This window comes from Dankookia rubra (genome assembly GCF_004355005.1).
GTDB classification, from domain to species: domain Bacteria; phylum Pseudomonadota; class Alphaproteobacteria; order Acetobacterales; family Acetobacteraceae; genus Paracraurococcus; species Paracraurococcus ruber_A.
The window spans coordinates 26,654-40,129 of record NZ_SMSJ01000002.1; the positions used below are offsets into that span (position 1 = coordinate 26,654).

The 13,476-nt window shown below is 72.1% G+C and carries 16 protein-coding genes; 9 read left to right on the forward strand and 7 right to left on the reverse strand.

From position 1 onward, the window contains the following. Positions 1 to 31 precede the first annotated feature (31 nt). Both E2C06_RS01860 and E2C06_RS01865 read right to left on the reverse strand, forming a co-directional pair. On the reverse strand, positions 32 to 310 hold the full coding sequence (locus E2C06_RS01860; RefSeq protein ID WP_133286884.1) for a hypothetical protein: 279 nt from the start codon (positions 308 to 310) through the stop codon (positions 32 to 34). Between the two features lie 44 nt (positions 311 to 354). Then, positions 355 to 1,308 carry a Bug family tripartite tricarboxylate transporter substrate binding protein gene (locus E2C06_RS01865; RefSeq protein WP_133286885.1) on the reverse strand — a complete coding sequence of 318 codons (954 nt, stop codon included), beginning with the start codon at positions 1,306 to 1,308 and terminating at the stop codon, positions 355 to 357. A gap of 83 nt (positions 1,309 to 1,391) precedes the next feature. On the opposite strand from E2C06_RS01865, the gene E2C06_RS01870 reads away from it, so the two are divergent. Continuing rightward, the gene (locus tag E2C06_RS01870; protein ID WP_133286886.1) at positions 1,392 to 2,048 is read left to right on the forward strand and encodes a DUF1028 domain-containing protein; all 657 of its coding nucleotides are present in this window, start codon (positions 1,392 to 1,394) and stop codon (positions 2,046 to 2,048) included. 119 nt (positions 2,049 to 2,167) lie between these two features. Continuing rightward, complete coding sequence (locus E2C06_RS01875) at positions 2,168 to 2,587, forward strand: DUF3597 domain-containing protein (RefSeq protein ID WP_133286887.1); 420 nt, start codon at positions 2,168 to 2,170, stop codon at positions 2,585 to 2,587. Positions 2,588 to 2,631: 44 nt separating this feature from the next. On the opposite strand, the gene E2C06_RS01880 is transcribed toward E2C06_RS01875, so the two are convergent. Beyond that, positions 2,632 to 2,883: a CDGSH iron-sulfur domain-containing protein gene (locus E2C06_RS01880; protein WP_133286888.1), complete on the reverse strand. Its 252-nt coding sequence runs from the start codon at positions 2,881 to 2,883 to the stop codon at positions 2,632 to 2,634. Next, the gene (locus E2C06_RS01885) at positions 2,880 to 3,332 is read right to left on the reverse strand and encodes an SRPBCC family protein (protein WP_133286889.1); all 453 of its coding nucleotides are present in this window, start codon (positions 3,330 to 3,332) and stop codon (positions 2,880 to 2,882) included. Before E2C06_RS01885 ends, E2C06_RS01880 begins: the two co-directional genes overlap by 4 nt. Positions 3,333 to 3,458: 126 nt before the next feature. Between E2C06_RS01885 and E2C06_RS01890 the strand changes: the two genes are divergently transcribed. Continuing rightward, positions 3,459 to 4,103, forward strand: a complete 645-nt coding sequence (locus tag E2C06_RS01890) for a bifunctional transcriptional activator/DNA repair enzyme AdaA (protein WP_133286890.1) — start codon at positions 3,459 to 3,461, stop codon at positions 4,101 to 4,103. Here the strand turns inward: E2C06_RS01890 and prpB are convergent. Both prpB and E2C06_RS01900 read right to left on the reverse strand, forming a co-directional pair. Then, positions 4,072 to 4,995, reverse strand: a complete 924-nt coding sequence (gene prpB, locus E2C06_RS01895) for a methylisocitrate lyase (RefSeq protein WP_133286891.1) — start codon at positions 4,993 to 4,995, stop codon at positions 4,072 to 4,074. The genes E2C06_RS01890 and prpB overlap by 32 nt on opposite strands. 100 nt (positions 4,996 to 5,095) lie before the next feature. Then, a complete protein-coding gene (locus E2C06_RS01900) occupies positions 5,096 to 6,514 on the reverse strand; it encodes a sodium:proton antiporter (protein WP_206664399.1) in 1,419 nt (472 codons plus the stop codon). A gap of 178 nt (positions 6,515 to 6,692) precedes the next feature. On the opposite strand from E2C06_RS01900, the gene E2C06_RS01905 reads away from it, so the two are divergent. From E2C06_RS01905 to E2C06_RS01930, 6 genes are all read left to right on the forward strand, one after another. Next, positions 6,693 to 7,562, forward strand: coding sequence for a CoxG family protein (locus E2C06_RS01905; RefSeq protein WP_133286892.1), 870 nt, complete (start codon positions 6,693 to 6,695; stop codon positions 7,560 to 7,562). Positions 7,563 to 7,594: 32 nt separating this feature from the next. Then, complete coding sequence (locus tag E2C06_RS01910; RefSeq protein ID WP_370451396.1) at positions 7,595 to 8,551, forward strand: AAA family ATPase; 957 nt, start codon at positions 7,595 to 7,597, stop codon at positions 8,549 to 8,551. 184 nt (positions 8,552 to 8,735) lie between these two features. Then, positions 8,736 to 9,968, forward strand: coding sequence for a vWA domain-containing protein (locus E2C06_RS01915; RefSeq protein ID WP_133286893.1), 1,233 nt, complete (start codon positions 8,736 to 8,738; stop codon positions 9,966 to 9,968). Further along, complete coding sequence (locus tag E2C06_RS01920; protein WP_133286894.1) at positions 9,965 to 10,285, forward strand: XdhC family protein; 321 nt, start codon at positions 9,965 to 9,967, stop codon at positions 10,283 to 10,285. Before E2C06_RS01915 ends, E2C06_RS01920 begins: the two co-directional genes overlap by 4 nt. Next, a complete protein-coding gene (locus E2C06_RS01925) occupies positions 10,282 to 11,001 on the forward strand; it encodes an XdhC family protein (protein WP_133286895.1) in 720 nt (239 codons plus the stop codon). The genes E2C06_RS01920 and E2C06_RS01925 overlap by 4 nt, the downstream gene beginning before the upstream one ends. After that, positions 10,998 to 12,647 (forward strand): NTP transferase domain-containing protein, encoded by a 1,650-nt coding sequence (locus E2C06_RS01930; RefSeq protein WP_133286896.1) that lies wholly within the window; start codon positions 10,998 to 11,000, stop codon positions 12,645 to 12,647. Before E2C06_RS01925 ends, E2C06_RS01930 begins: the two co-directional genes overlap by 4 nt. A gap of 17 nt (positions 12,648 to 12,664) precedes the next feature. On the opposite strand, the gene E2C06_RS01935 is transcribed toward E2C06_RS01930, so the two are convergent. Beyond that, complete coding sequence (locus tag E2C06_RS01935; RefSeq protein WP_165982154.1) at positions 12,665 to 13,420, reverse strand: phytanoyl-CoA dioxygenase family protein; 756 nt, start codon at positions 13,418 to 13,420, stop codon at positions 12,665 to 12,667. Positions 13,421 to 13,476 lie beyond the last annotated feature (56 nt).

The window sequence follows — 13,476 nt, forward strand, 5'->3', positions numbered from 1 at the left end:
CCAAGCGCCGGGAGACGATGGCGCCGAGCAGTTACCCGGCGCCGCCGATCATCCGCTCCTGCTCCACGGTGGTGCGCAGAGTGAGGTCGCGCGCCGCGGCGGCAAGGCCGGCGCGATGCTCGCGGTCCGCATACGCTTCGCGCCAGACCAGCAGCGCCAGCGGCGGCAGGGCGGTCAGCAGGACGAGGACCAGCAGCCGGGCAAAGAGGCTGATGCTTGGGAAATCGGCGGTCCGGGCTGACGGGCTCGGCGGCAAGGCCGATCCGTCCTTGGCGCGGACCACGGGCGAACAGGCTGGAGGCAGAACCATCCCGGTTCATGGCCCGCCGGGATCATTTCCCGCCGGGCCGTGGCCTATTCGGCCCGCACGCCGACCGCGCGGATCACCTCCCGCCAGGTCTGCCGGTCGGCGGCGATGCGCGCCGCCAGGGTGGCGGCATCCTCGAAGCGCGGCGAGAGGCCGTTCTCCGCCAGCCGCTTCGGCAGCGCCTCCCCCGCCATCGCCTGGCGCAGCGCGCCTTCCAGCCGGCCGGCGAGCTCGGCCGGCATGCCGCGCGGGGCGCAGATGCCGAACCAGCCCGTGACGTCGAAACCCGGCACGGCCTCGGCCAGCGGGCGGGCATCGGGGTAAAGCGCCGAGCCGCCTGTATCGGCCAGCGCCAGCAGCCGGATGCTGCCTTCGCGCAGCTGGCCCGGAACATCGGCCAGGTTGGTGATCATGAAGTCGGTTCGCCCGCCGAGGATGTCGAGGATCGCCGGCGTGGCCCCGCGATAGGGGATGTGCACCATGTCGGTGCCGGTCTTCTGCTTCAGCAACTCGCCCGAGAGGTGCTGCGCCGAGCCGACCCCGGCGCTGCCGAAGCTGACCTGGCCGGGCCGGGCGCGGGCCGCCGCCAACACGTCCTGCACGCTGCGATAGGGGCCCTTGGCCGAAACCATGAAGCCGTAGGAGGAGAGCGCGAGGTTGCCGATGGGCGCCAAGGCCTCCCCCGGGTCGAGCGGCAGGTTGGCGCCGACCAGCTGCGGCACGATGGCCATGGTGCTCATCGGGCACTGGAACAGGGTGTTGCCGTCGGGCGCGCTGCGCGCCACCTCGGCGGCGCCGATCACGCCGTTCACCCCGGTGCGGTTCTCGACCACCACCCGGGCGCCGAGCAGCGGGCCGATCGCCTCGGCCGTGAGGCGCGCCACAAGGTCCGAGGCGCCGCCGGCGGCGAAGCCGCTCACCAGACGGATGGTCCGCTCCTGCGCCATCGCCGGGCCGGCCAATGCCGCCGCCAGCAACACACCCCGCACGATGCGCCGCATCCCCGCCTCCCCGGTCGTTCCTGCAGCGATCCTCCCGCTGCCCGACCCTGGACGCAAGCGCGGCGACAGGCTTCGATCCGGGCATGACCTTCTCCCTGATCGCGCGCTGCCCGCGCACCGGCCAGATCGGCGCGGCCGTCACCACCTCCTCGATCGCGGTGGCGACGCGGGTGCCTTTCTGCGCTGCCGGGATCGGCGCGGTGCTGACACAGCACCGGACCGACCCGCGGCTCGGCCCGCGCGGGCTCGACCTGCTGCGGAGCGGCTGCACCGCCGCCGAGACGGTCGCGGCCCTGGTCGCCTCCACGCCGCATGAGGGCTGGCGGCAACTTGCCGTGCTGGATGCCGCGGGCTGCACCGCCCATCATCACGGCGCGAAGGTGAAGCCGGAGCGCGGGGTCGCGCATGGGCCGGGAGTGGTGGCGATCGGCAATATCCTGGCCTCCGAACAGGTGCCTGCGGCGATGCTGGCCGGTGTCCTCGGGGCGCCCGAAGCGCCGCTCGCCGAGCGCCTGCTGCTGGGGCTCGAGGCCGGCGAGGCAGCAGGCGGCGAGCATGGCAAGGTCACCTCGGCCAGCCTGATGGTCGTCTGGCGGGAAACCTTTCCCTATGTCGACCTGCGGATCGACCTCTCGCCAGCCCCGCTGCCGGCGCTGCGTGCGCTGTGGCAGGCCTATGCGCCGCTGGCGGACGGCTTCGTGCGGCGGGCGCTGCAGCCGGACGATGCGCCGCTGATCTAGCAGCAGCCGGGGGCTCGGTCCGTCACTGATCCAACAGTGATCCGGGATCGGCGGCGAACCGGAGTAGGCCTGGGGTGTTGATGCACCTCTCTAACCATCGGTCATCCAGGAGCCCCGGCATGAGCATTTTCGGCAACATCATCTCCAAGATCTTCGGCCATAGCCAAGCCGCCCAGCCCGGCGCCACCCCGGCCAGCGAGGCCGCAGCCCAGGGCGGCTCGCCGCCGCCGCCCGGCACCAACGACGACGCGGCGAGCGCCGGCCAGCCCGCCTCGCTGCAGAATGTCGATGTCGCGGCGATCCTCGACGGCCTGGCGGCCAAGTCGTCGCAGAAGCTGGACTGGAAGCATTCGATCGTCGACCTGATGAAGCTGCTCGGCCTCGACAGCAGCCTCGAGGCCCGGAAGGAGCTGGCACAGGAGCTGCACTACGGCGGCAGCACCTCGGATTCCGCGGCGATGAACATCTGGCTGCACAGCCAGGTCGTGCAGAAGCTGGCGCAGAACGGCGGCAAGGTGCCGGAGGAACTGCGGCGCTAGGGACCACTCGGCGGCGCGCCCCGGCGGGCGCGCCGCATCCCTGGCTACAGCGCCTTGTGCCGGCCGTCGCAGAGCGGTGCCTTGGCGCTCGCCTTGCAGCCGCAGAACCAGACCTGGCCATCCTTGTCCGCGGTGTATTTCAGCGGCGCGAAGGCGCTGCCCTTGTGGGTGCCGTCGCAGAAGGGCTGCTTGCCCGAATTGCCGCAGGTGCACCACCAGTAGCTCTTCCCCGCCTCGACCTGGGCCGGATAGGGCGCCTTCTGGGCGATGGTGGGCTGCGGCGCGGCTTCGGTCATGGCTTGGCCTCCCGTTGCGGTGAGTCCGAGCTTCCACCGGCCGGGGCCATGCCGTCCAGCCCGCCCTCCAACGTCCGGCACATCGTCGCCAGCCCCTGCTCCATGAAGCCGGCGACCAGCTGGCCGGCCTCGTGCGGCAACAGGTCGGCAATCCAGATCACCCGCGCGCCCTCCTCCTCCGCCAGCACCTGCAGCGAGGCGTTGTGGTGCGCCAGCCAGGCATCCTCGATCGACCAGACCAGCCGCCGCGCCGCGTCGTCGCAATCGACGATCCGCTCCCGCAGCACCCGGCCGCTGCCGAAGGTGACGATGCGGGCCCCAGGCTCCAGCCGCGTGTCCAGGACGAAGCCCGGCACCAGCCGGGTATGCAGCGCGCCCACGTCGCGGATGGCATCCCAGGCCACGGCGGGCGGGATGCGGATAAGGATGTCCCGGCGGATCGAGGCCATCTTGCCAAGCCCTCTCGTGTGGCAGGGCCGCAGCCTAGGTCGCCGCGCCCGGCCGTGCTCGCAGGAATCGGACGCGGTCATCCCGCGGCGGCTGCCTGCCCGCCGGGCGCGTGGCATGATCAGGCCATGGACCACGCGCCCTTGATCCCCAGCCTGCCGCCGGGCGACCAGGCGGAACTGGACCCCGTCTTTCGCGAGCGGATCCGCTACGCCCGCGATCCCGCCTATGACGGCCTGATCTTCATCGGCGTGCACAGCACCGGCATCTATTGCCGGCCGGTCTGCCCGGCGCGGCAGCCGCTCCCGCGCAACGTGCGCTACTACCGCAGCGCCGCCGCGGCCGAGGCGGCAGGGCTGCGCCCCTGCCTGCGCTGCCGGCCGGAGACCGCGCCATTCTCCGCCGCCTGGAACGGCACCCGCAGCACGGTCGGCCGGGCCTTGCGGCTCATCGACGCGGGGGCGCTCGACGCTGGCGACGTCGGCTCCCTCGCCGCGCGGCTCGGCATCGGCCCGCGGCACCTCGCCCGGCTGTTCCGCCGGCACCTCGGCGCCAGCCCGACCGGCGTGGCCCGGACCGCGCGGGTGCAGCGGGCGAAGCGGCTGATCGACGACACCGACCTGCCGATGACCGGGGTCGCCGCCGAAGCCGGCTTCGCCAGCCTGCGCAGCTTCAACGCGGCCATCCGGCAGACCTACCGCCGCGCACCGACTGAGCTTCGCCGGCGGCGGCGCGGGGCCGTCACCGCTGCTGCGGCATCGCCGTCGGGATGATGGTCTTCACCAGGCTCGCATCCAGCACTTCGTAGTCGTGGTAGCCGATGGTGGCGTAGAGCTCGGCCCGGGTCTGCATCCGATCGACCATCTTGTGGGTGCCGCCGTTCGCCTTGATCGAGGCGTAGAGCTCCTCGACCGCCTTGGCCGCGACGCGCAGGTGGGAGACCGGCCAGATCACCATGGAATAGCCCATCTCCTCGAACTCCTTCGCGGTGAAGAAGGGCGTGCGACCGAACTCCGTCATGTTGGCCAGCAGCTTCACCCCGGGCATCCGCCGGGCGAATTCGACGAACATCTCGCGCGTCGTCAGGGCTTCCGGGAAGATCGCGTCGGCGCCGCTCTCGAGATAAAGCTTCGCCCGCGCCACGGCACCGTCCATGCCCTCGCTGGCCGCTGCGTCGGTGCGGGCGATGATGTAGAGGTGCTTCCGCGCCTTCCGCGCCGCGGCGCATTTCGCCGCCATGTCATGCGCGTCGGCCAGCTTCTTGTCGTTGAGGTGGCCGCATTTCTTCGGCAGCAGCTGGTCCTCCAGGTGCACCGCGCCGGCCCCGGCTTCCTCGAAGGCGCGGACCATGTGCATGACGTTCAGCGCCTCGCCATAGCCGGTGTCGCCATCGACCAGCATCGGCAGCCCAGTGGAGCGGTTGACCTGGCGGATCCAGAAGCAGACCTCGTCCACCGTGATCATGCCGAGGTCGGGCAGGCCCATGGTGGCGGTCATCGCCGCGCCTGAGAGGTAGACAGCCTCGAACCCCGCCTTCTTCGCCAGCAGCGCGGCCATGCCGAAATGCGCCCCCGGCATCTGCAGGATCCCCGGGCCTTCGAGCAGGCGGCGGAAGCGGAGGCCGGCCGGCTCGTCCGGGACATCGGCACCGATCACGTAGGGCATGGCGTCTCTCTCATGGAACAAGGCTGTGCGGCGGGAGAGAGCGCCAGGGCCAGCGATCTGTCAATTTCGATCCCGCGCGGCCGGCGATAGGCAAATCGTATCAGGCGAAGAACGCCAGCGTGACCAGCCCGAACAACGGCAGCAGCACCGCCGCCGCCCAGGCGCAGTAGCCGAAGAAGCCCGGCATCTCCACTCCGGCCCGCTCCGCCATCGCCTTGACCATGAAATTCGGGGCGTTGCCGATATAGCTGTTGGCCCCCATGAAGACCGCGCCGCAGGAGATCGCCGCCAGCAACGACGCGTCCGGCCCCATCAGCCGCACCGCGTCGCCGCCCGCCAGGTTGAAGAACACCAGGTAGGTCGGCGCATTGTCGAGGAAGCTCGACAGCAGGCCGGTCAGCCAGAAATAGGCAGCCGGGACCGGCGCCCCGGCCGCATCCGTGGTCAGCCCGACCAGCCCGGCCGCCGCCCCGTCCCGCCCGGCCCGCAGGATCGCCAGCAGCGGGGCCATGCAAATGAAGATGGCGGCGAAGAGCTTGGCGACCTCGACGATCGCCCCCCAGCCGAAGCCGTTTTCCTCCCGCAGCGCGAGGGGCGTCACGCGGAAGGAGACCACGGTGATGCCGAGGAAGGCCGCCACCGCCAGCAGGCGTTCCTGCCCGATGGGCTCGCCCAGGAGGCCGACTGGCCCCGGCTGCCAGACCCCCTGCAGCAGCACCACGCCGAGCACCGCGCCGAGCAGCGCCAGGTTGCGGCGGCCGCGGATGTGCAGACCGCCCTCGCCCTCCCGCAGCGCCGGCGCCGACGGCTGTTCCTTCGCCCAGGCGCGCCGGTCGAGCAACCAGTACAGGCCGAGCAGCAGCACGGCGCAGAGCAGGAACTCGGCCGCCAGGTGCTGCACCGTCCAAAGGAAGCCGACGCCCTTGAGGAAGCCGAGATAGAGCGGCGGGTCGCCGAGCGGGGTCAGCGCGCCGCCGATATTGCTGACCAGGAATATGAAGAATACCAGGCTATGCACCTTGCGGATGCGGAAGGCATTGGCCCGCAGCAGCGGCGGCAGGAAGACGATCGAGGCGCCGGTGGTGCCCATGACGCTGGCCGCCAGCGTCCCGGCCGCCAGCAGCGCGGTGTTCACCGCCGGCGTGCCGACCAGCCGGCCGCGCAGGACAACCCCGCCGCCGGTGGTGTACAGCGCCAGCAGCAGGGCCATGAATGGCACCCAGTCCTGCAGCAGGACGTGGCGGATCTCCACCAGCGCCGGGCCAAGCCCGAAGGCCAGGGCGAAGGGCAGCACCAGCGCCGCCGCCCAGGCCGCGGCGATCTTGCCGTAGTGCACGTGCCAGAGATGCCCGGCGACCAGCGGCAGCAGGGCGATGCTCAGCAGCAGCCCGGCGAATGGCAACCCCCAGGCGAGGCCGAGCGAGGCCTCCATCGGCGCCGCCAGGGCCGGGCCGCCGAACAGCAACATCGGCGCCAGCAGCGCGGCGCGGCATGGGCGGAGCAAGTCGGGGGCGGACATGGGCGGCACACACACCATTCGTCGCGCCACCGCAACCCCAACGGCCGCCGCGGCGCTGTGCCCGCTGGCCTGAACCATACGGCCACCCCCTACGGGCCCCTACCCTGGACCGCGGCCCGCGGGGGTTTCCTTGACCCCCAGCGGCCACTAAGGTCCGACGCGAATTTGGGAGCAGACCATGGAAATGACCGGCGAGCGGCGCATCCCCGCGCCGCGGCAGCAAGTCTGGGAAGCGCTCAACGATCCGGAGGCGCTGCGCGCCTCCATCCCCGGCTGCGAGTCCGTCGAGCGTACCGCGGACGACGCCTTCACCGCCAAGGTCGGGGTGAAGCTCGGCCCGATGTCGGCCAAGTTCGGTGGCAAGGTGAAGCTCGAGAACATCAACCCGCCGGCGAGCTATACCATCACCGGCGAAGGCAATGGCGGCGCGATGGGCTTCGCCAAGGGCGGCGCCGACGTGGCGCTCGAGGAACTCGGTCCGGCCGAGACGCTGCTCAAGTACAACGTGAAGGCGCAGGTCGGCGGCAAGATGGCGCAGCTCGGCGCCCGGCTGATCGACAGCACCGCCAAGCAGATGGCCGACCAGTTCTTCGATCGCTTCGCCGCCCTGTTGACCCCGGCCGCGCCCGAGGCTGCTGAGCCCGAGATGGCCGAAGCCGCGGCGCCGGCCGGCGGCTTCGTGACTGAGACGGCGAGCGCGCCGGAGGATGCCGCGAACATGGCCGCCGGTGCGGCGATGCGCAGCCCGGCCAACCGCGCCGCGACCGATACGCGCGTCGCCGCCGCGGCGCATGGCACCCCTGCCGCCGGGACCGACACCGAGTACCTCGGTGACACCGGCGCGCCCGGCCCGCTCACCCAGCACGGCGCTGACGGGCCGAGCGCTGGCGGCGGCAAGCCGGTGTACCGGCCGAACCCCCGCCCGGTGGACGAGAATGCCATCCGCCCGCTGCGCCTGATGCTGCAGATCGAGCCCTTCGGCCTGCCGCTGCAATTCTGGGCCGGCTGCGTGCTGATGCTCGGCATTCTGGCGCTGATGTTCCTGTGAGCGCGCCCGATCGTCCGAGCGCAAGCGAGGGCGTGAACCGGCCGCGCCCGACGAACGCCGCCTCCCAGCCGGGCCCGGGCGGCGCGACCGACCTGCCCGAGAGCGTCGAGGCGACGCAGCGGCTGCTCGCGGCAGGCGGCTATGTCGCCGACCGGGCGCTGGCGACCACGGTGCATCTCGCGCTGCGGATGGGCCGGCCGCTCTTCCTCGAGGGCGAGCCTGGCACCGGCAAGACCGAGATCGCTAAGGTCCTGGCCAAGGAGTTGCCGCGCCGCCTGGTGCGGCTGCAGTGCTACGACGGTCTCGACCTCTCGGCCGCTGCCTATGAGTGGAACCATGCCCGCCAGCTCATGAGCATCCGCCTGGCAGAGGCCACGGGGGCCGCAGGGGACCGCGAATCCCTGGAGCGTGGCATCTACGACCGCCGCTTCCTGCAGGAACGTCCGCTGCTGCAGGCGCTCTCGCCAGAGGGCGGCTCGGCGGTGCTGCTGATCGACGAGCTGGACCGCGCCGACGAGCCCTTCGAGGCCTTCCTGCTGGAGATCCTCGCCGACTTCCAGCTCAGCGTGCCGGAACTCGGCACCATCAAGGCCGCGGTGCCGCCGATCGTCATTATCACCTCCAATCGCACGCGGGAGGTGCATGACGCGATCCGCCGGCGCTGCCTTTATCACTGGGTCGACTACCCCGATGCGGCGCGGGAACGCGCGATCCTGCGTATCCGCGCGCCGGGCGTGCCGGAGGCGCTCTCGGCCCAGGTCGTCGCCTTCGTGCAGCGGCTGCGCTGCGGCGACTACTTCAAGCTGCCGGGGGTTGCCGAGACCATCGACTGGGCCGCGGCGCTGACCGCGCTCGACGCGCAGGAGTTGGAGCCGGCGGCGGTCGACGAAACCCTCGGCGTCCTGCTGAAGTACCAGGACGATATCGCCAAGCTGCGCGGCGCCGAGGCGGCCAAGCTGGTCGCCGAGGCGAAGCAGGCGGCGGCGTGATGTGGCGCGCGCAGGGGGCGCCGCCCCCTGCACCCCCGGTGGGGACCGCTTCGGTCCCTGGACCCCGACCTGGGTCACGCAAGGACGGCAACCTCGACCTGTCGTGGCCAGCGGTCTCAAAGGGGCTCTGGGCCTTTGGCAGGGAGTGCGGGGGAAAGGCGCCCGCCTGCCGGGCTGCCGGGTCATGAGCGAATTCGCCGCCCTTGCGGCCCTCACCGCGCCCCCGGGTGCCGCGCTGGCCGCCAACCTGCTCGCCTTCGGCCGCCTGCTGCGCCGCGCCGGGCTGGCGGTCGGCCCGGCCGAGGCGCTGGCCGCGGCCGAGGCGCTGCAGCTCGTCGATATCGGCGACCGCCGCCAGGTGCATGCGGCGCTGCGCGGCGTGATGGTCCGCCGGCACGCCGATTTCGATGTCTTCGACCAGGCCTTTCTGCTGTTCTGGCGCGACCCGGAAGCCGGCCGCAACGCCGCCGCCATGGCCATGCTGGACGGTTTCAAGGACCGCCAGAAGCCGCCCCCCTCCTCCCGCCGCGTCGCCGAGGCGATGACCCCGCCGAAGCAGCCGCCGCAGCAGCCCCCGCGCGAGCCGGAGGAGACGCCGCCGGTCGAGGTGGCGATGACGGTCAGCGAGCGCGAGCGCCTGCAATCCATGGACTTCGAGGCCATGTCGGCCGCCGAGATCCTCGAGGCCAAGCGGGAAATCCGCAAGCTGGTCCTGCCGCTGGATGCGCGGCCGACCCGCCGCTTCCGGCCCGATCCGATAGGCCCGGTGGTCGACCTGCGCGCCACCATCCGCGCCAGCCTGCACGAGGGCGGCGAGATCCTCACTCTCGCCCGCAAGCGCCGCGTCACCCAGCCGCCGCCGCTGGTGGCGCTCTGCGACATCAGCGGCAGCATGGCGCGGTATGCGCAGGTCCTGCTGCACTTCCTGCACGCCGTGACCAACGACCGCGACCGGGTACACAGCTTCCTGTTCGGCACGCGGCTGACCAACGTCACCCGCCAGCTCAAGTCGCGCGATGCCGAGGTCGCCTTCGAGCTGGTTTCCCACGTCGTGCCGGACTGGTCGGGCGGCACGCGGATCGGCGAGTCGCTCGAACTTTTCAATCGGCAGTGGTCGCGCCGCGTGCTCGGCCAGGGCGCGGTGGTGCTGCTGATAACCGACGGGCTCGACCGTGAGGGCGCCAAGGGGCTGGCCGAGGCGACCGAGCGGCTGCGCCATTCCTGCCGCCGGCTAATCTGGCTGAACCCCCTGTTGCGATACGAGGGCTTCCAGCCCAGATCACAGGGCATCCGGGCGATGCTGCCGCATGTGGACGAGTTCCGTCCGGTGCATAATCTGCAGAGCCTGCGGTCGCTGGTCGAGACCCTGAGCGGCCCGCAGCCCGGCAACCGGACGATACGGAGGATGGCGGCATGAGCGATTCCGAGGACGTGCTGGCGACCGCGGCCGGTTGGCGCGCGGCCGGTGAAACCGTGGCGCTCGCCACGGTTGTCGAGACCTGGGGTTCCTCGCCCCGCCCCGCCGGCTCGCGGCTCGCGGTCAGCGCCTCCGGCAAGCTGGCCGGCAGCGTCTCCGGCGGCTGCATCGAGGGCGCGGTGGCCGATGTCGCCAAGCAGACCATGCAGACCGGCACGCCGCAGCTGCTGGATTTCGGCATTTCCGACGAGCGCGCCTGGGAAGTCGGCCTGGCTTGCGGCGGCAAGCTGAAGGTCTTCGTGGAGAAGCTGTCGTGACGCCGGAGGTCCTGGCCACGCTGCAGGCGGCGCAGGCCGCCAAGCGCCCGGTCGCGCTGCTGACCCGGCTGAGCGACGGCGAGCAATGCCTCTGGCCCGACAAGGCCCTGCCCGGGGCGCTGGCGGACGCCGCGCAGGCTGCGCTGCGCGACGACGCGGCGCAGAACGTGACGCTGGACGGGGAGGCCTGGTTCGTCCATCCGCACAACCCGCCGCTGCGGATGATCGTGGTCGGCGCCGTGCACATCGCCCAGGCCCTGGTGCCGATGTCGCAGACCGTGGGCTTCGCAGTGACCGTGGTCGACCCTCGCCGTGCCTGGGCGACGGCGGACCGCTTTCCGGGGATCGCCCTGATCCATGAATGGACCGACGACGCCATGGTCGCGCTGGCGCCGGACAGCCGCACCGCTGTTGTGACGCTGACGCACGACCCGAAGCTCGATGACCCCGCGCTCGACGTCGCGCTGAAGTCGGAGGCCTTCTACATCGGCGCCCTCGGCTCCCGCCGGACGCACGCCAAGCGCATCGCGCGGCTGGCCGAGCTCGGCCATGCCGAGGCCGTCATGGGCAGGATCCACGCCCCGGTCGGGCTGAACATCGCCGCCGTGACGGCGCCCGAGATCGCGCTGTCGATCCTCGCGGAGGTGATCGCCGCCCGGCGCGGCGCGGCGCTCGGGGCGCCCCGCGCCGCCGCGCCGACGGCCGCCGCGGCATGATCTTCGGCCCCACCCCGCTGGACGAGGCGCGCGGCGCCGTCCTCGCGCATACGATCCGGCTGCAGGGCCGCGTCCTGAAGAAGGGCACGGTGCTGGACCCGCCGGCGATCGCCGCGCTGCAGCAGGGCGGCCATGGCAGCGTCATCGCCGCCCGGCTCGAGCCCGGCGACGTGCCGGAGGACGAGGCGGCCGACCGCCTGGCCAATGCGCTGATGGGCCCGCTGCTGGCGCGCTCCCGCGCCTCGACCGGGCGGGTCAACCTGCTGGCCGAGACGCCGGGCCTGCTGGTGGTCGAGGCCGAAACCATCAACCGGCTGAACGCGCTCGACGAATCGCTCACCGTGGCTACGCTCGCCTCGCACATCCCGGTCGCGGCGAAGGAGATGCTGGCGACCATCAAGGTCATCCCCTTCGCCGTCCCCGGCCCCGTGCTGCAGGTGGCGGAGGCTATGGCGAAGCAGGGCACGCCGCCGCTCTCGCTGCACCCTTTCCGGCCGCTGAAGGTCGGGCTCGTGCTCTCCGAGCTGCCCGGGCAGAAGGAAAGCGTGATGGAGGGCGCCGTCGAGGCGACCCGCGACCGGATCGAGGCGCTCTGCGGCACACTGCTGCCGCCCGAGCGCACCCGGCACGAGACCGCGCCGATCGCCGACGCGCTGAACCGGCTGCGCCGCCAGGGCGCGCAGGTGCTGCTGGTCGCCGGCGCCTCGGCCGTGGTGGACCGCCGCGATGTCGGGCCGGCCGCCATCGTGCGGGCGGGCGGGACGATCGACCATTTCGGCATGCCGGTCGATCCCGGCAACCTGATCTGCCTCGGCCATATCGACAGCATCCCGGCCCTGGTCCTGCCGGGCTGCGCCAAGTCGCCCAAGCTCAACGGCATCGACTGGGTGCTGCAGCGGCTCTTCGCCGGCGTCGCCGTGACGCCCCGCGACGTCATGGGCATGGGCGTCGGCGGCCTCCTGAAGGAGATCGAGACCCGGCCGCTGCCGCGTGCCGAGGCGGCCAATGCCCCGGCGCCGGCGCAGGCGCCGCGCCGCGGCCGGCAGGTCGCAGCACTGGTGCTGGCGGCCGGCCGCAGCCGCCGCATGGCGCCGCTCAACAAGCTGCTGGTGCCGGACGACCAGGGCGTGCCGATGGTGGCCCGGGTGGTCGACAACGCGCTGGCCTCCCGCGCCCGGCCGGTGGTCGTCGTGACCGGGTACGAGCGGGAGCGGGTGGAGGCGGCGCTCACCGGCAAGGGGGTGATCTTCGCCCATGCCGAGGACTATGCCGAAGGCCTCTCCGCCAGCCTGAAGGCCGGCCTCGCCGCCCTGCCGCCGGAGATCGAGGGGGTGGTGATCTGCCTCGGCGACATGCCGCTGGTCGCAGGGCCTATGATTGACCGCCTGATGGCCGCCTTCGACCCGGAGGAAGGCCGGTCCATCGTCATGCCGACCTTCCGCGGCAAGCAGGGCAACCCGATGCTCTGGGCCGTGGAGTTCCTGCCGGAGATGATGACCATCACCGGCGATGTCGGCGCCCGGCACCTGGCCGGCAAGCATGCCGATCGGGTGGCGGAGGTCGAGATGGCGGACGACGCCGTGCTGCGCGACTTCGACACCACGGACGCGCTGCGGAAGGCGCCGGGCTTCGCCGGGGTGAGGTAGGCGGCGCCGGGCCGGCGTCACCCGGCGCGGATCAGTCCGGCCAGGGGGGCGCGCAGCATGGGGCCGAACCGCTGGCGTTCCAGCCAGTCCCGCCGCCTGCGCTTGAAGGCGAGCGCATGGGACCGGCGGGGCGCCGCCGAGCGCTTCGGGCCGGCGTAACGGAGCATCCGGCGCTCATGGATGCTGACGCCGCCCGCCGGCCGGGGCACAGCAATGGCCCCTTCGCTGGATGGCCGGGGGACCCCGAGCCCGCGGACGCGCCGATTGCCGCCGATCGGCTGGTGCGCCTCCAGCTGGCCGCGATGGTTCCCCGCGATGAAGTGCAGGCAGTCATTCACGGGCCCGACATCCTGCAGCGGGATCCAGAAGGTCAGGTTCAGATGCCGGTCCCAGGCGTCGTGGAAGGCAATGTCCTGGTGCCAGGGCGTCGGGCTGCCGTCATGCGGCGGCTTGATGACGGCGTGGTCGAAGGCGAAGATCGCATCCGCCCCGAGGATTCGGCGCGCCGTGGCATGCGCCCGCGCGCGGATGGCCAGGGTCTCCAGCTCCGAAGCGCGGTCGCAGGGGTAGCGCAGCTGCAGCATCCACGGCCGGTCGAAGTCGATCGCTGGCGCAGCGAAATCGGTCAGGTGGCCCTCCGCCAATGCTGCCCGGCGGGAGAACAGCCCTCCCAGGATCATCCGCGACGCGGCGACTTCGGCGGGGGTGGCGAATTTCTCCAGCCCGACGAAGCCGCCGCGGCGGAAGGCGCGGTGATGCCCCTTCGTGATCACGATTGACCCCTTTGCATTGTCTACCACCGGGCGATGAAGCCAGGCGGCGGATCGAG